General features: G+C 70.1%; 17 protein-coding genes. 9 read left to right on the top strand and 8 right to left on the bottom strand.

Annotated features, from left to right (window positions below; translation table 11 throughout):
- Positions 1–376: 376 nt before the first annotated feature.
- From ABZ857_RS34110 to ABZ857_RS34100, 3 genes are all read right to left on the bottom strand, one after another.
- Entirely contained in the window at positions 377–889 is a 513-nt protein-coding gene (locus ABZ857_RS34110; RefSeq protein ID WP_357051532.1) for a hypothetical protein, read from the bottom strand.
- Between the two features lie 608 nt (positions 890–1497).
- Complete coding sequence (locus ABZ857_RS34105) at positions 1498–1860, bottom strand: hypothetical protein (protein WP_357051529.1); 363 nt, start codon at positions 1858–1860, stop codon at positions 1498–1500.
- Between the two features lie 391 nt (positions 1861–2251).
- On the bottom strand, positions 2252–2764 hold the full coding sequence (locus ABZ857_RS34100) for a DUF6461 domain-containing protein (RefSeq protein WP_357051526.1): 513 nt from the start codon (positions 2762–2764) through the stop codon (positions 2252–2254).
- A 198-nt stretch (positions 2765–2962) separates the two neighbouring features.
- On the opposite strand from ABZ857_RS34100, the gene ABZ857_RS34095 reads away from it, so the two are divergent.
- Positions 2963–3205, top strand: coding sequence for a hypothetical protein (locus ABZ857_RS34095; protein ID WP_357051522.1), 243 nt, complete (start codon positions 2963–2965; stop codon positions 3203–3205).
- 76 nt (positions 3206–3281) lie between these two features.
- Here ABZ857_RS34095 and ABZ857_RS34090 read toward each other — a convergent pair whose 3' ends face one another.
- From ABZ857_RS34090 to ABZ857_RS34080, 3 genes are all read right to left on the bottom strand, one after another.
- A complete protein-coding gene (locus tag ABZ857_RS34090) occupies positions 3282–3545 on the bottom strand; it encodes a hypothetical protein (protein WP_357051520.1) in 264 nt (87 codons plus the stop codon).
- 409 nt (positions 3546–3954) lie between these two features.
- Entirely contained in the window at positions 3955–4098 is a 144-nt protein-coding gene (locus ABZ857_RS34085; protein WP_357051517.1) for a hypothetical protein, read from the bottom strand.
- A 153-nt stretch (positions 4099–4251) separates the two neighbouring features.
- Positions 4252–4725 carry a serine hydrolase domain-containing protein gene (locus tag ABZ857_RS34080; RefSeq protein ID WP_357051514.1) on the bottom strand — a complete coding sequence of 158 codons (474 nt, stop codon included), beginning with the start codon at positions 4723–4725 and terminating at the stop codon, positions 4252–4254.
- 249 nt (positions 4726–4974) lie between these two features.
- Between ABZ857_RS34080 and ABZ857_RS34075 the strand changes: the two genes are divergently transcribed.
- Positions 4975–5808 carry a hypothetical protein gene (locus ABZ857_RS34075; protein WP_357051511.1) on the top strand — a complete coding sequence of 278 codons (834 nt, stop codon included), beginning with the start codon at positions 4975–4977 and terminating at the stop codon, positions 5806–5808.
- Positions 5809–6287: 479 nt separating this feature from the next.
- Positions 6288–9539: a BTAD domain-containing putative transcriptional regulator gene (locus ABZ857_RS34070; RefSeq protein WP_357051508.1), complete on the top strand. Its 3252-nt coding sequence runs from the start codon at positions 6288–6290 to the stop codon at positions 9537–9539.
- Here ABZ857_RS34070 and lepB read toward each other — a convergent pair.
- The gene (gene lepB, locus ABZ857_RS34065) at positions 9520–9960 is read right to left on the bottom strand and encodes a signal peptidase I (RefSeq protein WP_357051505.1); all 441 of its coding nucleotides are present in this window, start codon (positions 9958–9960) and stop codon (positions 9520–9522) included. The two genes, ABZ857_RS34070 and lepB, sit on opposite strands and share 20 nt — an antisense overlap.
- Positions 9961–10147: 187 nt before the next feature.
- Here lepB and ABZ857_RS34060 point away from each other — a divergent pair, with 187 nt between their 5' ends.
- From ABZ857_RS34060 to ABZ857_RS34035, 6 genes are all read left to right on the top strand, one after another.
- Positions 10148–10369, top strand: coding sequence for a hypothetical protein (locus tag ABZ857_RS34060; RefSeq protein ID WP_357051502.1), 222 nt, complete (start codon positions 10148–10150; stop codon positions 10367–10369).
- Positions 10370–10399: 30 nt separating this feature from the next.
- Positions 10400–10975 carry a MauE/DoxX family redox-associated membrane protein gene (locus ABZ857_RS34055; RefSeq protein ID WP_357051499.1) on the top strand — a complete coding sequence of 192 codons (576 nt, stop codon included), beginning with the start codon at positions 10400–10402 and terminating at the stop codon, positions 10973–10975.
- On the top strand, positions 10972–11517 hold the full coding sequence (locus ABZ857_RS34050) for a redoxin domain-containing protein (protein WP_357051495.1): 546 nt from the start codon (positions 10972–10974) through the stop codon (positions 11515–11517). The genes ABZ857_RS34055 and ABZ857_RS34050 overlap by 4 nt, the downstream gene beginning before the upstream one ends.
- A 5-nt stretch (positions 11518–11522) precedes the next feature.
- On the top strand, positions 11523–13370 hold the full coding sequence (locus tag ABZ857_RS34045; protein WP_357051492.1) for an ABC transporter ATP-binding protein: 1848 nt from the start codon (positions 11523–11525) through the stop codon (positions 13368–13370).
- Positions 13371–13825: 455 nt separating this feature from the next.
- Positions 13826–14218, top strand: a complete 393-nt coding sequence (locus tag ABZ857_RS34040) for a hypothetical protein (protein ID WP_357051489.1) — start codon at positions 13826–13828, stop codon at positions 14216–14218.
- Between the two features lies 1 nt (position 14219).
- Positions 14220–16676, top strand: a complete 2457-nt coding sequence (locus tag ABZ857_RS34035) for a DUF4132 domain-containing protein (RefSeq protein ID WP_357051486.1) — start codon at positions 14220–14222, stop codon at positions 16674–16676.
- Between the two features lie 18 nt (positions 16677–16694).
- Here ABZ857_RS34035 and ABZ857_RS34030 read toward each other — a convergent pair whose 3' ends face one another.
- Positions 16695–19034 (bottom strand): serine/threonine-protein kinase, encoded by a 2340-nt coding sequence (locus tag ABZ857_RS34030; protein ID WP_357051483.1) that lies wholly within the window; start codon positions 19032–19034, stop codon positions 16695–16697.
- Positions 19035–19086 lie beyond the last annotated feature (52 nt).

Genomic DNA, 19086 nt, shown 5'->3' with positions numbered 1-19086 from the left:
GGGGAACTGGTGGAATGTAAAAAGCGCGGCCTCGATCCTGAGTTATGCCCGGTAACCGGAAATCCCAGACCTTGGCGTGTTCGTCCAGGTGAGGAGCTCGGCGGCCCGGGCGCGCTCAGGGCACGCTCCCCCACCCAGCCTCTTTGGCCCCTGACCTGGACTTTCGCTTGATCACGCTCTGGACCCGTGTGCAGCCGTACGCCGCCGAGAGCCGCCGTCTGTCGCCAGTCACGGGATATACGCGGGATGATGCTGGTCACGTTTCCCCAGGTCGCGCGGGGCTTCCCGGGACCTCTGCGGGATGAGACCTACCTCCAGAGAACGCCGAAGGGCCCCGGAGCGACCCGAGGCCCTTGACTGGCGCCGTTCCCACTTCTTACGACTCCTGATCCACCATCGCCGCCAGCCGACCTGTTGCGGCGTCGGCGATCTTTCTTGCTTGCTCTCGGATCTCGTCGTCACTTGGTGGGGTGTCCCATACGTCCTCCCAGCCATCCACCATCCCCTGCAGCAGATAGATCTCCTCGGGACGATCGCATTTGTCGCCGAGTTCGAAGATCAGGAAGTCCGCACCCTTGGCGATTGGAACCGTACTCTCGGCGATGCCCTGCGCGACATCCCGAGCGACCCCCCATGGCGTGCGCTGGAGATCAATGGGTGGGAAGCCGCTCTCGGCCAGCACCTCACGGACGAGCGGCTCGACTTCGGTCATGGAGCCGATGGACAACGCATAACCCGCGAGCTCCCAGACGGCAGGAGAGTTGAGGCCGGCCTCCATGAGCTCGCAAGCCAGCCAACCGGCCTCCGGCGCAATCCCAGAGAGCCGACCCCAGAGGAGTTCACCTCGCAGCTCAGCCAGGCGATTGTTGAGTTCGGGGGAAAGTTCCACCAGGCCAGTATCGCCGCATTGATCAGTCACGATGCAAGCGCGCCTTCTATCCGTTGGTTGGCGATCTCGCGTTGCCCATCGATGCATCTGGCGTAGACGCGGAGCATGACGTCCACGCCGTGACCGGCCCGCTCAGCCGCCTCCGGAGCGTGGGCAGCCGCATTCAACCAGAGGGACACGGCCTCGTGGCGCAGGTCATACGGCCGAGTGGCCAGTGGCGAGGCGACCTGCTCGGGAGTGAAGTCCTTCCTCACGCAGCCCGGCCGCCTCGGCAGGACGCAGGCCGCCGAAGTACATGCAGGCGAACATCGCCACGAGCATAGGCCCGCGCTTACGGCCGCAGTAGGTGAGCGCGACCAGGAGCTCCCGCGCCTGGGCCGGGTTGACGACGACGCGCCGGTCTATCTTCCCGGACGCCTGCGCGACCTTGCCCTCGGGGAGCAGCGAGAGGGCTTCCAGTGCGGCCCTTCTTGGCGTCCTCCAGCACGGTCAAGGGCAGCGAGGCCGCTTCCAGCCAGCGCAGGGCCGCCGCGATCTCCGGCGAGGGGGCCGGGCGACGGTCGGCCGGGATGAAGGCGAACTCCCGCAGCGCACGCCGCAGGGTCTCGTCATCCGGTCGGCCCGGCCGGTCGCTGGTGAGTACGGGCGTGACGTTGGACAGCGCGTCCGTCATGCCCTCCCGGCTCTTGGCCGCCGAGTGAGGCCATCGGGTCTCGACGTAAGCGACCGGGAAGGCGTACCAGGTGCGTGCCTTCTTGGCCTTGAGCATGGATTCCGGAAGCCCAGTCAAACGCCTCACCGCGCTTGGCGGCCTGCCGCAGGTCGGACAACCAGTTGTCCGCGAGCGCCTTGGTCCCGAAGCTCTCGGACTTCTCCCGGCCGCCGACCTTCCAGCGCACCTCGTAGGACGGTTTCTTGCTCGACTTGTTTCGCCTGGTATCCGAGAACCTCACGTCGTAGGAGGCGTTCACGTCGCCTCCCGGAGGCTCCAGCCAGGCGGTGAACTCGCTGTGGTAGATGCGGATCTCCCCGTTGGGGAGCTCAAGGGGCGGCGGCGCTGCGGACTGGGGGCCCGTCCCGACGCGCGCCCAGGACGCTGGGCCGTCACCGCACGCACGTCGCGCCGTACCAAGGCCATCCGCCGGCCTCTGGTCGCGCCGCCGCCCCAATGCAGCACGACGATCGCCACGGGGTGGCCGTTGTCTGTCGTGGTCGGGAGCGATCGAAGATTTGGGGTTCGTTCCTCACCCCGGCTCAGCGTGCAGTGCGGTTGGCAATCGTCCGAACTACATGCAAGCGGCTCCAAGCTCGGACAGGCTTCGGGACTGCACCGTTGAGCCGTGGAAACAGGGCGGAAGCGGCTCAGTACTCGAGAACGCCGTGGGCGGCCACGATGTCACTTGAAGCGTTCGGCCGCACCTTGGTGATGCGCTCGGCCAGCAGCAGCGCAGCGGCAAGCCCGCCCTCGTACTTGTCACCAATCAGCCCGAGCTCGACCCGGTCGGCCAGGTAGTCCTCTGGGATGCCATCCTCGTCACCGGGAAACAGCGGATCGAAGGACAGGATCCTGCGGCCGTCAACGTAATGGTCGAAGGACGCGACCAGGTTCACGTTGACGAAGACACTCGCCGTGACCGTCCCGGCCGACAAGGGCCGCAGCACCTTGTCCAGCGTGCCGGCGTAGCCGTTCTCTTCGCTCAGAATGGTGCCGCCCTCAGCCGACCGGGCAGAGATGAGGCCCTCCTCGATCTCGCCTTCCTCGTCATCGCCGTCGAATACGTCAATGCCAAGGCGGGCCAGCGCCTCGTGCGGGGTAAGGCCGCGGACGAATGTTGCGCAGAACGCATCGTCATCGAGCCAGTCGTAGCCGCTCATGAAAATCCCGTTCTCTCCAGGGACAGATCATGGAGATTCTGGCATGCGAGTCCGACGAAAAGTCTGTACAACCTTGAGAGGCGACGCCGCAGGTCATCCTCGCATGCCGACGTCCTGAGCACGGCCAACATGCGGCAGCCTGACCTGGACGGCTCTGCGGCCAGTGCACAGTCAAGCAGCGCCAGCTACATTGCTGTTGTGGCCGACCCCTCCGACGAATCCGGGCACAAGCGGGGTCGCTGTGATGACGCATGGACGGGATGGTTCATTCTCATCGGCGGCCCTGTTGTCTTGTTCGTATGCCTTCACGATCTCCTGGCTGGCGACGACTTCGTGGGAGGAGTAATCGGTGGCACCGCCGCCGCCTACATCTGGTGGCATCACTTCAAGATCTTCTGGCGCCACTTCAAGAAGAACCGATCTCGCGACCGCTCGCAATAGGGCGACGGCGATCCCGGAGAGGAGCACCGCAGGTATCCGACGGAACGGCCGGCCACGCAGGTATCTCACGGGATATCTACGGGATGATCTTCACGATGAGGTCTTCGAGTTTGTGAATTACTTCGTCGGCCGGTGGGGCCGGCCAGATCTGAATCAGGTGCTCTTCGCCGGGCTCGCTCGGGGCGAGTTCCCTCCACTCCATGTCCCTGCCGCGCGCGTGGACGCGGAGACGGTAGCTGCCGGGGCCGTGGGGTGTCAGAGAGGGGCTGTCATCGATCACGCTCCGCGCCCAGTCGATGAGGAGCGCCTCTCCTTCGGGGCTGTCGTAGGTGACTTCCACGACGGCCTCCCAGAGGTCGAGATCCAGCGGAGGCGGAGCGTCGAGGGTCTCACGGTGGTTGACGTCGTGCGGGGCTGGGCGCGATCGACGGGCTGGGCTTCGTGCCTCAGCCCGGCCCTCAGACACCCGCGTTCAGCCAGAGGGACACGGCCGCGTGGCGCAGGTCATACGGCCGGGCCGCGAGGGGCGAGGCGGCCTGCTCGGTAGTCAAGGCGGCGGCGCGGGGCGCCGCCGTGCAGCGGACCCATCACCCGCTCGCCGGCCGGGCATGCGGCCTGGGAACCGGTCCCGGCCGGCGGCGGCTTGGGCCTCCCGCCGTACGTCAGCCACGCCGTACTCGACGCACTTGCCCCACAAGACCGCGCCGTCATGTCCGGCAATGAAGCGGTTGCGGAGCCGATCGTCCCCCTCAGCGACGGCTGAAAGCGCTGATCATTTGCACCGTGAGCCGAACCATCATCATGGTGAGCTGAAACATCAGCTTGCAGACCATCACAGTAAGGGTGATCGTTGCCGAGATCAGCATCATGATCAGGCTGATGATCGCGTCCATGCGACCCGTCTCTCTCGTTTCGTTCGTACCCCCGACGACAACCCATGATCATGACATGAAGAGCAGCCGAGCCGCGCGAATATCACCCAGCTCTCGAGCAACTTCGCGGGGCAATTCATTGTGTGGAGCCACGATGCAATGATCAATTGGGAGTCAGCCGTGCTCGGTACGTGCTCGCACTCCCCGACACCGCTGGCAGTGGCATCGGCGGGCGATGGCTTGATGGCGGCGCCGCACCGGCCATCGTGGGATTGAACCGCGTGACGTCAACAGGGACGACCTTGCCGCCCCTGCTGACCGGCACGTACGCGGGGGCGTGCGGGCCGTACACCTCCGGAGAGGCCCCGGGAACGCGGGCGGGAAGTCGCGTGAGAGCTTCTCCGCCCTTTCCACCAGTTCGCTCCTTGGGATGCCCGCCTCGTCCATCATGCCCGTCGAGTACTCGCGGAGGCCGCTGGTGTGCTGGAGGAGGTGCCTGATCGTGATGTCGGCGCCCTTGTCCACGAGCCCCGGCAGCCACTGTTCCACGCTGTCGGACAGTCGCAGCTTTCCCTCTCCCACGAGTTGAAGCACCACGGTAGCCGTGAATGACTTGGTGACGCTCCCGGCCCGGAACCGCCCGTTCACCGGAGCCGGCTGGGCGTTGTTCAGCTTGCCTTGCCGCTCGCGGCTCGCCAGGTCGTGTCTCCGTCGCGAACTTCGGCGATGGCGGCGACCGCCTTGTCCTTGATCGCTGCCTTCACTGAACCAAAGCTGCCCTCACTGAACCAAAGAGGACAGGCAACACGTCCCAGTGGAGTGCGATCTTTCCGGGTAGTTCTCGCCCTGTTCGCTGTCGTCGCTCTCAGCGGATGCGACCGCCAGGAAAACAGGACCATGCAGTTGGACCACGTTGTCACCGCTTCGTGCCCGAAGAGGTCGGACCCGAACCTGCCGGCCGCATCACGCCAGCCGCTCCCCGACGGCTTCATCCCGGTCAGAATCACCCGCTGCCGTTGGGAGTTCCGCTACCTGCCCGGCAAGGGGCGCTGGGAGGTCGTGATCCAAGAGCACGCCGACGGCCCCGCAACCGAGCTGATGACCGAGCTACGCCGCCCATCCGAGAGGTCGTTATTCGGTCAGGACTGCCTGGACGTGGGCATCAAGGTCGACTACTTCGTCGTGGTCGACTCCTCCGGCAGGGCGGTGCTACCCAACGTGCCCACCGGCGTATGCGGAAAGCCGTTCCCCTCCGCTCTGGCCGCCATTCGCAGCCTGCCGTACCACGTCGACGAACAGATACCCATTCGGAGAGTCGAGAGCGAAAAGGCCTTCCGGGCCGGCTGCGGCGACGAATACCCCGACGTTCTTCGCCGCATGGGACGGCCAGGAGCCGCCCACCAAATCTGGAACCCTCCACCGCAGGGTCTACGGGTATGCGTCTTCCGCCTCGCGAAGAAGACCCCGGACACGGCCCAGACCTGGAACTCGGTCAAGGGAAGGCTCGAATATTCGTACATCCTCCAGGGCCGCAAACTGCGCACCCTGCTCGGCGCCCTGGATGCCGCACCGGCAAGCGACTGCCCGAGCGACCACACCCGGTTCGCAGCGCTGAGCTCCGGCTACTACTTGGAGGCATACGTCGAGCTTGACGGGTGTCACAACCTCCTGCGCCCCGATGGAACCCTCGGCCGTCTCGCCCCTGATGCCGTAGCGCTCCTCACCAAGTGAAAAGACGCTCTGACATGGCAGCCGCTCGCTCTCCAGATCCACGCCGCACACCTGCACGAGTAGGCCGTCGAGCGCGTCGTCACCTGGCGGTTCGGGAAACCGAACCCCAGGGACACCGTCCCCTCGGCCAGATCCCTCCCTCTCCACTCCAGTGGTTCCGTGGCCGAACAAGGCTGCCCGGCCGGTGCGGTGAGTTCGTCCGGCACGTCGTCTCGCCATGCCAGGGGCTCGATCCCTGGGGTGCGGCCACGTCGAGCCCGCAGGACGACACCCCTCCGTGGGTTCCCAGGCCGGCCCACCAGGGCCTATACCTCGCATATACCGGCGTCCTCGATGCTCGGCGAGCCCGCACACTCACGCGAAGAGAAGGTGACCATGCGACGGGGTCGCCGGGGCAGGGCATGGCCGGGGAGGGGAGTCGGCGGGCACCTCGGCTGATCGAAGGCTCGCCACGGTGACCGGCCTCGCGAGGGGTGACGGTGTTCGAGTTCGACGTTCTCGGGCCGCTGCGGGTGAGCCGCGACGGGGTGCCCGTCCCGCTGGGCGCGGCGATGCTGCGACGCCTGCTGGCGGCCTTGCTCTGTACGCCGGGCAGGCCGGTGGCGGTGCCGGCGCTGATCGAGGCCCTGTGGGGGGACACGCCGCCGCGCAGCGCGAACAAGACCCTCCAGATCTACGTGCTGCGGCTGAGGCAGGCGATGGGCGAGCGCGACCGCGTCGTCCACGGCATCGGCGGCTACGCCGCCACCGTACTGCCGCCGGAGCTGGACGCGCTGCGCTTCCAGGAGCTCACGGCGGCGGGGCGGGCCGCCAGGAGGAACGCGGATCTGGCGCAGGCGGGCATGCTGTTCGAGCGCGCGCTCGGCCTGTGGCGGGGGCCCGCCTACGCCGACATCGGGGACGTGACGCTGGTGGCCGACGAGGCCCGGCGGCTTGAGGAGGAGCGGCTGTTGACCTGCGAGGAGCTGGCCGTCGTCGACCTGGCCCGTGGCCGCCACGCGGAGCTGGTCCCCGGCCTGACCGAGATGGCCGGGCTGCATCCGTACCGGGAGCGCCTGCACGCCTGCCTGATGCTGGCCCTGAGCCGGGCCGGGCGGCAGGTCGAGGCGTTACGGGTCTACCAGCGGACGCGGACCGTGCTCGGCGAGGAGCTCGGCGTGGAACCCGGCCGCCTGCTGCGGCGGGTTCACGAGGCGATCCTGCGGGATGAGGCGACCGGCCCGTTCGTCGACGAGATCCTCGGCCCGGAGGGGACGGCCTGCGCGGACGGGCGCGCCGCGTACCTCGAAGCCCGGAACACCGCCGGTCACGACCCCGCGAACGACCCGGCGAACGACCCCGGGAACGACCCCCGGAACGACCCCGGGAACGACCCCCGGAACGACCCCGGGAACGACGCGGAGGGCCGGGCGGGTGAGGGGTGGACGGGGCCCGCGACGACCGTGCCGTGCCATCTGCCACCGGACATCGCGGATTTCACCGGACGGCAGGACATGGCGGAGTCACTGCGGTTGTGGCTCACCGGCGCGGACGGGCACTCCTCCGCGACGCCGGTCGTAGCGGTGTACGGCGGGGCGGGCACCGGCAAGACGACGCTCGCGGTCCACGTCGCCCACCGCCTGCGGGAGACGTTCACCGACGGCCGGCTCCACATCGACCTGCGCGGGACCTCCCGGTGGCCGACCGACCCGGCCGAGGCGCTGGCACGGTTCCTGATCGCCCTCGGGGTGGACGCGCGGGCGGTGCCGGACGGGGCCGAGGATCGCGGGAAGCTGTTCCGTACCCTCCTGGCCGATCGCCGCGTGCTGGTCGTGCTGGACGACGCCGCGGGCGAGGAGCAGGTCAGGCCGCTCCTGCCGGGCGGTTCCGGCTGCGCCGTACTGGTGACGAGCAGGCGCGGGGTCGCCGGGGTGAGCGCCCGCTCCGTACGCCTCGGCCCGCTCGACCCCGCCTGCGCGTCGGAGCTGCTGGGGCGGATCGCCGGGCCGGATCGGGTGGCGGCGCGGCCCCCGGTCACGGCCGAGATCGTCCGGCTCTGCGGTCACCTGCCCCTGGCGATACGGATAGCCGGGGCGAAGCTGGCGCTGCGCGAGCACTGGCACCTCGAACACCTGGCGGATCGCCTGCGGGCGGAGCGGCGGCGTCTGGACGAGCTCGCCGTCGGCGACCTGTCGGTCCGGGCGGGGCTGGCCGCCGACTACGACAGTCTCGACGAGACCGGCCGGCGGGCGCTGCGGATGCTCGGCCTGCTCGACCTCCCCTCCTTCGCCGCCTGGATGCTCGCGGCTGCCCTCGACGTGACGGTGCGCGAAGCCGAGACGTACGCCGATCTGCTCGTCGACGCCCAGCTCCTGAGCTGCGAGGGCAGCGACGGGAACGGGCAGTTCCGCTACCGTCTCCAGGATCTCGTACGGCTCTACGCGCGGGAACGCGCCGAGGTGGAGGAGACCGCCGGCGAACGGCACAAGGCGATCAGCCGCGTTCTCGGCGCGCTGCTCGCGCTGGCGGAGGCGGCGGAAAGCGGCCTGCCGGAGCAGGTGGCCTCCGTCATCCGTGGCGCGGCCCCTCGCTGGTACGCCGACCCCGCCACCACCAGGGCCCTGGTGGGCGATCCGCCGGCCTGGTTCGACAGCGAGCGGCAGACCCTGCTGGCGGGAGTGACGCAGGCGTGCCGGCTCGGTCTGGACGAGCTGGCCTGGGAGCTGTCCGCCCGCGCGGCCGGCTACTACGCCTTCCGCGGCCACTACCGGGACTGGTCGTCCTCGCATGAGCTGGCGCTGCGGGCGTGCGCGATGGGCGGCAACCGGTGGGGCGAGGCGGTGATGACGCGCGGCCTCGGCCACCTCCGCATGATGGGCGTGGAGCCGTGGCGCCGCGTCGTCCCGGAGGCGATCGAGGCGGCACTCTCGGCGCTCCTCGCGGCGGGGGAACGGCACGGCGCGGTCGACCTGCTGTGCCTGCGGGCGTTCGCGCTGCACCGCGCGGGCGACTCCGGCCAGGCCCGTGCGGTGGCGGACGAGGCCATGGCCGTGGCCGAGGAGATCGGCTACGAGCTCGCTCTCAGTCGTCTCTGGTACGTCCGCGCCGTGACGGACCGGGAGCAGGGGCTCCACGAGGACGCGGGCGCCTGCGCGGAGCGCGCGCTCCGCCTGGCGATCCGCGGGAACAGCCTCGTGGCCAGGACCCTCGCCCTGTGGGAGATGGCCGCCGCCTGCCGCGACGACACCACGTTGACGCGCATTCCCCATCGGCTCTGGGAGGGCCTGCAGATGTGCCGGCGGCGGAGCGAGCGACTGCTCGAGGCGTACCTCCTGCTCGCCATCGGCGATCTGTCCCTGCGGTTCGGGCGCCGGGACCCGGCGAAGCTGATCGAGCAGGCGCTGGCCGTGTTCGACGAGTACGCGGTCCCGTCGGGACGGGCCGTCGGGCTCCGCATCCTGGGCGAGTCCTACCGTCACGGCGGCCGGGCGGACCAGGCGGTACGCACGCTCGACGAGGCGGTGCGCATGGCGCGCGGGCTGCACGACCTCCACGAGCAGGCGCTCGCGCTCAAGTCCCTCGGCCGCGCCCAGCACGACCGCGGCGACCGGGAGGCGGCCACGCGGTCCTGGGCGGCGGCTCACCGGCTGTTCCAGCGGCTCGGCAACACCGCCGAGGCCGCCGAGATCGCCGAGATCGCCGTGGCGGGCGGCGCGGACGGGCCTCGACCGATCACGACAACCTGCGGATGACGACGCCCAGCACCTCGCTCACCGGCAGGTAGCCCCAGTGGCGCGAGTCCCGGCTGGCAGGTCCGTCGCCGAGGACCACCAGCCGGCCGGCCGGGACCACGTCGCCCGGCGCGGCGTGCACGCCCGGCGCGACCTGGTCGGGCACCCTGTCGCCCGGCGTCGCGGCGACCCGCTTGATCAGCAACTCCGTCCCGCGCAGTCCGGACGCGCGTCCCGAAGAGCCCGTACCGTCCGGCTGCGGGCGCCGGAAGACCACCACCTGGCCGCGCCGCAGGACCGCCCGCCCGCCGCGCCGTATGAGCACCCGATCTCCCGGCTGGTACGTCGGAACCATGCTCGTCCCGGCCACCCGTACCACGACGAAGCGTCGCCGGGCCGCGACCGCCACGGCGACCGCGGCCAGCGAGAGCAGCGAAATCACAACATGGTGCATTGTCACCCTTTCGGCCTGGTCAGCCGTTCGCGATTGTGATGGACCCGGGTTGCGCCGCGGTAGCGCGACGCCTGCGGCATATCGCGCAACCGTGCGCAACCGCGGCGAAGGTCGCGCGGAGCATCCTGACGAACCGGGCTACCCCAACGCCCGAACCCCCGTGAAGGGAGAAAGTATGATCCGCACCCTGAACCGCCTGGGAGACCGGCTGCTCGGAAGGCTCCTCCCCGGCGCCGAAGCCCGGGCCGACACGTGTTACTACGTGGGGAACGTTTACGGCCCGCCCGGTTACGCGTGCCACCACGAGAAGCATTGCTACCCGAACCCCACCGGCTCCATCTGCCTGAAGTACGTCCGTTCGGACTGCGGCACCTGGTACTACGTCGGTTACTGCTGACGTGAGGTAGCAGATCCCATGGTCTACGCCGTGCTGACTCTCCGGCTCGTGCTGATGGGGGTCTTCCTGGTCTCCGTGCTCACGAAGCTGCGGACGAGGCAGGCTTTCGGCGAGTTCACCATGGCGGCACGGCGGCTCGGCGGCCTTCCCGCGACTCTCGGGACGCCCGCCGCCGCCGTCGTCGTCGCCGTCGAGGCCGGGACCGTCGTCATGCTGGCGGCGCCCGGCCTCGACGGCGACGGCAGGGCGGGCCTCCTGCTCGCGGGAGGCCTGCTCCTCGCGTTCGCCGTCGTCCTGCTGGTGGCACTGCGGCGGGGAACGGCTGAACCGTGCCGATGCCTCGGCGGATCGGACCAGCCGATCAGCCGCCGGCACGTGGCGCGCAACGCCGTACTCGTCGTGTGCGCGGTGGCCGGGGCCGCCATGACATCCACGGCGGGCGGCGCGCCTGTCACGCTGCCCGCCGCCGCACTCTGCCTGCTCGGGGCATCCGTCGCCACCGGCGCCGTCGTCCTCCTCGACGACCTGGCCGACCTCTTCCGCCAACCCGGAGCGGACCGACTCCCGATGCCAGGTCGACCCCCACACCGAAGGGAACGCCCATGACCGTCCTGGTCGCCGCCGTCATCCTCCTCGGCGGGCTCGTACTGCTGAACCTGCTCCTGACCGGCGCGGTCATCAGGAGACTGCGAAAGCCGTCCGGGGAGTCGCGCCCCGACTGGGGACATCCCCAGAACCCCAGCCTTCCCGTCGGCTCCGAAGTCCCCGCCTTCTCCGCGCTCACAGCGGCGAACACGAAGGTCACCGCGGACGACTTCGCGGGCGAGCGCACCCTGATCGGGTTCTTCAGCACCGACTGCCGGCACTGCCTGCCGAAGGCACCCGTCTTCGCCGCGACCGCCCGTGATGCCGAGGCCGACGGCGTACGGGCCCTGGCGGTGATCGTCGCTGGGCAGGAGGACCCCACGGACCTGTTCACCGCGCTCACGGACGACGTGAACGTGGTCGTGGAGAACGAAAGCGGCGCCATGGTGGGCGCGTTCGCCATCACGGCCTTCCCTTGGTTCTTCCTGATCGGCCCGGACGCCACCGTCACCGCCAGCGGCCATGAGCCGGAGCGGCTACTGGCCGCGCCGTCCCACGCCTGACCGGCGTGAGGTCACGACTCGGGCCGCTACGGCTCACCCTGGCGCTCGTCTGGCGCGCCGGACCGGTGCTCGCCCTGTCCCAGCTCGCCATGGCGGTCCTGAACGGCGCGGCCCCCGTCGCGATCACGTGGCTGACCAAACTCCTGATCGATCGCCTGACCGCCGGGCCGGGCCCCTCGACGACGCCGCTCGCCGCCGCGATGGCCGTCCTCGGAGCCCTGACCGCGCTGCTGCCCCACCTGTCCGGGTGGGTCCAGCGGGAGCAGCAGCGCCGTATCGCGTGGCGCACCAGCGACGAACTGTTCACCGCGGTGTGCCGGATGCAGGGACTGACCAGGCTGGAGAACCCGGATTTCCACAACCGGCTCCAGCTGGCCCAGCAGTCCGCCCAGACCGCCCCGCAGCTCGTCGCCGAGTCGGCGCTCGGAGCGGCACGCGGCGGTATCACCATCACCGGGCTCCTGGGCGCGCTCGCCACGCTCAGCCCGCTCCTCGCCGCCGTCGTGGCCGCGGCCGCCGTGCCCGAACTGGTCGTCCAGCTCAGGCTCGGCCGCCACCGCGCGTACCTCCGGATGGAGATAGCCCCCGCGGAACGTCGCCGGATGTTCTACCAGACGCTGCTGCTCGACCATCAGGCCGCCAAGGAGATCCGGCTGTTCGGCATCGGAGGCTTCCTGCGGCGGCGCATGCTGGGCGAGCTGACCGCCGAGCAGCGGGCGGAACGCCGGGTGGACATGACCGCCATCCGCTACAACGGTGCGCTCACCGCCCTCAGCACGGTCATCGCGGGCGCCGCACTGATCATGATGGTCTCCCGGATAGCGGCGGGCGAGGCCGGCATCGGCGACCTGGCCATCCTCACCGCCGCTGTGGCAGGCACGCAGTCCTCCCTCTCCGGCGTGGTGATCCAGCTGGCCCACCTGAACGAGGCACTCGTCCTGGCCGGCCACTACGCCCACGTCGTCACCATCGGACCCGACCTGCCGGAACCCGCCACCGGCGGCGACGTGCCACCGCTACGGCACGGCATCGAACTCCGCGACGTGTGGTTCCGGTACGACGCCGACCATCCGTACGTGCTGCGCGGCCTGAACCTGACCATCCCGTACGGGCGGAGCGTGGCCCTGGTCGGCCTGAACGGCGCGGGCAAGAGCACCGTCGTCAAGCTCCTGTGCCGCCTGTACGACCCCGAGCGCGGCAGCGTCCGCTGGGACGGCGCCGACCTGCGCGAACTGCGCGTGGACGAGCTGCGCCGCCGGATCGGAGCCGTGTTCCAGGACTACATGGCCTACGACCTCACCGCGGCCGAGAACGTCGCGGTCGGCGACCTCGGCGCCCTCGGCAGGCCGGAGCGGATCCACGAGGCGGCCCGCCGGGCGGACGTCCACGACAGGCTGGTGAGCCTCCCCCGCGGCTACGACACCATCCTGTCGCGGTTCTTCGCCGCCGAGGACGAGGACCCCGGCCAGGGCGTGCTCCTGTCGGGCGGGCAGTGGCAGCGCGTCGCCCTCGCCCGCGCCCTCCTCCGCACGGACACCGCCGACCTGCTCATCCTCGACGAGCCCAGCTCGGGACTCGACCCCGAGGCCGAGTACGCCGTCCACCGGCGGCTCCGCGACTACCGCAGCGGCCGTACGAGCCTTCTCATCTCGCACCGTCTCAACACGGTGCGCGGCGCGGACCACATCGTCGTCCTCGCCGACGGCCGTGTAGCCGAGCAGGGCACCCATGACGAGCTGATGGCCCTCGGCGGCGAGTACGCCCGCCTGTTCACCCGCCAGGCAGCCGATTTCCAGCTCAGCCAGATCACCGGCGCCGGGACTGCCGGCCTCGGGTCGCCGGCCGAGAGGTGAGGACCGTCCTCGACGACCGCAGTTCGACCAGTCGCATCACCCGCGCTGGAGAGGAACCTCGGCGTGCAGGCTGTTCACGAGGACCGCGCGCGGAACGCAGCCCACCCCGGTCGCAAGCCGGCGAACGGGACCGGACATCCGGCCGGACGGCCTCGCGGGCGAGGCCGACGGCGAGCAGTTCTTCCAGTTCGGCGAGGTCGCCGGTCTGCGCGGCGGCGAGAAACGTCCGTACGAGGCGCCGGTGCCCGGTGGTGCTCACCGGCGGCCCGTTGAGCAGGATGGTGGCCCGGATCGGGCGATCGCTCGGCTGGCGCCGCCTGCCTCGCCGGACACCTCGACGTCGCGCTCACTCCCGCTCCGCGGACTCCGGGCCGACGCACCTGCGGCACGCGTTTCTGTCGGAGTGGGTTGCTATAGATGTCGCTGTCACCCCCCGACGATCAAGGGATGTACCGATGGCGCTGGTCACCTTTCGCGACGAGACCGCGACGGGACGGGCATTGGAGGAATTCACCCTGCCCGACCTGCCCGAGCGCATCTCGGCCCGAGAGCTGGTGCGGCTGCGCGTGCGCGAGGAGGTGGCCCGCTACAACGCCGCCCCCTCCCACCACTTCCGCGGCCTGGTCAAACCCACCGACGCCGAGGCCGAGCTGAACGGCTACCGGATGCGCACCGCCCGCAGGCTCGACTGGGAGAAGCAGGCCGACGCCGCCGAAGCCGCCTTCGCTCGCAACGGGTTCCTGCTGCTGGTGGGCGACCGGCAGATCGAGGACCTGGACACCGAGATCGACCTGACCGTCGCCCCGGTCGTGTCGTTCGTCAAGCTCGTCCCCCTGGTCGGAGGCTGACATGGGTGTCGCCGACGAACTCCCCGCCGAGCACCGTGCCTGGCTGGACGGCCTGGACCAGAGCGCTCTCGACGTCTTCGCGCAGTTGGACGCGGTCTACACGTACGGCTACGCGTGGCCGCGGCCGGCGCTGGCCGACACTCCCATGGGGAAGCTGGCCCAGGAGTGGGGCGACGCCGAGTGGCGGGCCATGGGCATCTGGGCACAACTGCGCATGCACATCCTCTGGCAGCGGCAGAACGGGCCCGGATACTGCTGGATCCTGACGACCGTCCCACCGGCGGTCGCCCGCCGCAAACTCGGCTGGACTCCGGCGGAGATCGACCTGCTCTGGCGGACGGCCGCCACCCCGCTGGGCAACGGGCAGCAGCGTGAGGAGCTGTTCATGGTCCCCGTCGCCGCCCTCAAGCGGCTGACCGCCGCCGAGCGTGAGCCGTACCTGGAGCATCTCCGCCGGGCACACGCCGAACTGAGCGAGCACAAGTGGACGGCGAAATGGTCCGCCAAACGCTTCCTCGACAACGTGCTGATCGAGCATTCGGCCGGCGATGCCGCCACCGCGACGAGGACCCTCCTCACCACCCACGACGAGTTCGCCGTGCTGCTCCGTGAGGAGTACGCCGATCGCCTCGGCGCCGCGGACGTCCTTCCCCTGTTGCGGCACTGGACCACCGCGACCTCCGCCAAGCCGACCGCCGCCTGGCTCAACCGGGCCGCGGCTCTGCTGACGCCGGAGGCCACCGCCCTGATCAGGGAGGTGCTCGGCCGTGTGCCTGCCTATCGTGAGCGCGTCATCCGGCACCGGCGCGACGACTACGAGTGGACCGAGGTCGTCTACCTGCACGAGCGCACCGCCGTACCGCTGCGGGGCATGGTGTGGACCTGCGAGCTGATCGACGAGCCCTGGGTGACGGCGCTGCTGGGGGATGTCGCCGTGGCCGCCGGCACCGGGATCGGCGGGTCGGGGCCCAACGCCCGCAGCGAACGGCTGGCCAACGCCGCGATCGGGGTGCTGGCCCGGCGCGGCGGCCTGGAAGTGGTCGGCCAGCTGGCCCGGGTGCAGGCCAAGGTCCGCAAGAAGACCATCCTGGCCGCGGTGACGGCGACCCTGAACACGGTGGCCGCGCAGACCGGCCTGTCCGCAGAGCAGTTGCTGGAGCGCACCGTGCCGACCTTCGGCCTGGGCTCCGACGGCACCCGCACCGAGCACGGCCTGCGGCTGAGCGTCGACGGAGCCGTGAACTTCGTCGACCCGCGCGGCACGATACGCAAGACGATCCCCAAGGCCGTCCGCGAGGAGCACAAGGAACTGCTGGCCGAGCTCAGGGCCACCGCCAAGGAACTGAAGAAGGCGCTGTCCGCCGAACGCTTCCGCATCGAGCGGGCGCTGACCACCGAACGCCTGTGGCGCTGGCACGAGGTGTGCGCGTTCTACCTCGACCATCCGGTCACCGGTCCCTACGGCAGATCCCTGATCTGGGAGATCCTCCAGGGACCAGCGGGGCTTCCCGTCCAGGTGGACGGTGTCTGGGAGCTGACCGACCCGGCGGGACGCCGGATACAACCCCGTCCCGACACGCCGGTTCGCCTCTGGCACCCCATCTCGCACGGCGTGGACGAGGTCCGCGCCTGGCGCGACCACCTGATGGAGACAGGATTGCGCCAGCCGTTCAAGCAGGCCTTCCGTGAGGTCTACCTGCTCACTCCGGCCGAAGAGCGGACCTTCGACCACTCGCGCCGCTTCGCCGGTCATCTGCTCCGCTACGGCCAGGCCAAAGCCCTGCTGACCGAGCGCGGCTGGACCGGCATGTCCCTGGGCCACTGGGGCTGGGAGTACGGCTCCGACCAGGCGGACGCCACCAAGAAACTGCCCGGTGGGCTCGCCGCGCACTGGGAGTTCTCCCTGGACCTGGAGTCCGCGGAGCGGGACGACTTCGGCCACGTCTCCATCTGCGTCAGCGGGGATCTCCGTATCACCGACGACCGCGGGGCGGCGGTCCCGCTGGCCCAGGTCGACCCGCTGTCTCTGTCGGAGGCGCTGCGCGACGCCGATCTGGCCGTCGGTGTCACCTCCACCGGCCTCGACCCCGAGGGGCACGGCGACTACTGGCAGTCCTACGGCTTCGGCGATCTGACCGAGACCGCCCGCACCCGGCGCGACGCGCTGGCCCGTCTCCTGCCCCGGTTGAGGATCGCCGACCGGGCTGAGCTGACCGACCGGTTCCTGCGCGTGCGCGGGGACCTGCGGACCTACAAGATCCACCTGGGGTCGGGCAACATCCTGATGGAACCCAACGACGCCTACCTGTGCATCGTCCCCCGCGGCGCCGGCGACCGGGTCTTCCTGCCCTTCGAGGAGGACGGAGGCATGTTGTCGGTCATCCTGTCCAAGGCGTTCCTGCTCGCCGACGACACCGCCATCACCGACCCGTCCATCACCCGCCAGCTCACCGGATGAGACAAGCCGGTGACGCTTCTAGATCGGTCCCGACTCCTTGCGCCACCAGTCGATCAGGGTCCTGGGATCCTGGCCGGCGAAGGCGAACGCCTGGATGTGCAGCCGCTCGTCGGTCCAGACGAGGTAGGGCGAATCGCCATTCCCGTTGCACGCGAGCCGACCCGCGGGCTTGCCGTCGATGACATATACGCCTTCCGCGGTGAAGTCCTTCGGGAGCGTGACGCAGGGCGTGTCTCTCTGCGGGGTGTCGACCCCGTAGTTCTTCCGCATCGACGCCCCGTCGGGGAACTGGTAGTAGAAGACGATGCCGGCGCCCCGGGTGGGGCCGCATACCACGCCGACGATCGACGTGTCGTGCACGTTGGTCGCTATCTGTTTCTGCGGTGGGCGTACGCAGTTGACCCGTGACGCGACCGGGATGTGCCGTAGCAGGGCCTGCTCGGCGGCCGTGGGGAACGCGGGTCGCGCCTGCGCGTTGATGGCCTGCGACACCTTGTCGGCGGAGGGGGTGCCGGACGCGCTCCACCAGTCGGCCAGCTTGCCGGAGTCCGTGCCAAGCGCCCGGCCCATGATGAGAAACGGTTCGATGCTCCACTCGACGGCGAACCCGCCACCCGTCTCCGGATGGCACAGCACACTGCCGATCTCCACGCTCTTGTGGTCGTATCGGCCACTGCCCAGGAACCCGGACGGTTTGTCGCCGCAGTAGATGCCGTACGGCGCCCGGATCCTGCCCGCGCGCTCGCTGTAGGCGCGCTGTAGTGCGGCCAGGTCGTTGAAGCGATAGTAGGAGACCGTGGTGACGCCGCCGCCCGGGTCGCACTCGACCCCGGCCACCGCCTCCGGATACCTGTCCAGGTCACCGGGCTCGGCCCGTTTGCAGCCCTTCGCCTCCATCTCGTCGATGAGCGACCGCTCGTCCCCGGTCGGGAACAGGGGCTCACCGAGCCAGGCGGCCCACGTGCGGGGCAGACCCGGCTCGGCGCCCTTCGGCATGCCGGCGCGCGCCACGGTCCTCGCCGAGGTGTCGGTCCAGACCAGGGACATGGTGTCGTGCGCCGTCCGGCACAGGACCCGCCCCTTCGCCGGTCCTGCGCCGGGGTAACGGTGCTCGCCGGTGTCACCCGAGACGCAGTCCCCGCTGCCCCGTGCGATGCCGGCCTCGCGTACGGCGGCGCCGTACGCCTCATCCATGCCGGCCGTCGTGTCGAACAGGCCGAACAACGCCTCCTTGCCGAAGGCGTCACGGCAGCTCAGTGAGATGGCCGCGCCGGGGAACCTGTCACTTGTACCGACGCGGACGCAGCCCGCCCTCAGCGACGCCGGGACGCGGGCCAGCGCGGCCGGATCGAGGTCCTCCCCCCTCGCCGCATACCTGATCATGCCGATGCTGACGAACAGCGCCGCCGTCGCCAGCATCGCCGGGACGCGCCACCGGCGGCTCTGCGTGAGCCGCCGGAGCCTTGGCAGCCGGAGCGAAAGGCGCGGCGCCGGCGCCGCGCCGGCGGATATCTCGGCGAGCCTGTCGGCCAGCTCGCCGCACCCGGCGTAGCGGTCGCGCGGCGACTTCGCCAGGGCGGTGGCCACGATCTCGTCGATCCGTCGGTCCAGGTCCGGGCGCAGGTCCGTCACCCGCGGCGGCGGTGCGTTCAGGTGGGCCCACACCACCGCGGCGAGGTCCTGCCCGGCGAACGGCTTGCGCCCGGTCAGGCACTGATAGAGGACACAGCCGAGGGAGTACACGTCGGTGCGTTGATCGACTTTGCGGCACTGGATCTGCTCGGGCGAGGCGTAGTCGACCGTGCCGATGAACTGCCCGGCCGACGACAGCGTCTCGTCCGCCACGTGCTTGGCCATGCCGAAGTCGCATAGGTACACGTGTCCGGAGTCGCGGTCGACCAACATGTTGTGCGGCTTGACATCCCGGTGCACCAGCCCCCCGCGGTGGGCCGCGTCCAGGGCGGCGGCGACCTGGCGGATGACGCGCGTGGTCCTGCCCAGGTCGAGGTGGCCCTCGTCACGCAGGAGCGCGGCCAGGTCGGTGCCGTCGACGTACGGCATGACCAGGTAGAGCAGGGGGCCCGCCTCGCCCGACTGATAGACCGGGATGACGTTGGGGTGACCGAGCCGCGCGGCGATGCGCACCTCGCGGGTGAAACGCTTGCGGAAGCTCGGCTCGCCGCACAGCGTCGGGTTGAGGACCTTCAGCGCCACCCTGCGGTTGCCGAGGTCCAGCTCCTCCGCCAGGTACACCTCGCTCATGGACGTCCGGGAGAGCCGGCGGATCAGCCGATACCGGGGCAGCAGCCGACTCAGCTCGGGCTGCGTGGGAAAAGTGTCGTTCGTCGAGTCGTCCAACCCCACCTCCATGGCCGTCCCAGGAAAGCGCTCGGTGCCGACGGGGTCCGGA

The organism is Microbispora sp. NPDC046933, from assembly GCF_040644635.1.
Classification (GTDB): domain Bacteria; phylum Actinomycetota; class Actinomycetes; order Streptosporangiales; family Streptosporangiaceae; genus Microbispora.
This window is presented reverse-complemented; position numbering and strand designations above follow the sequence as displayed.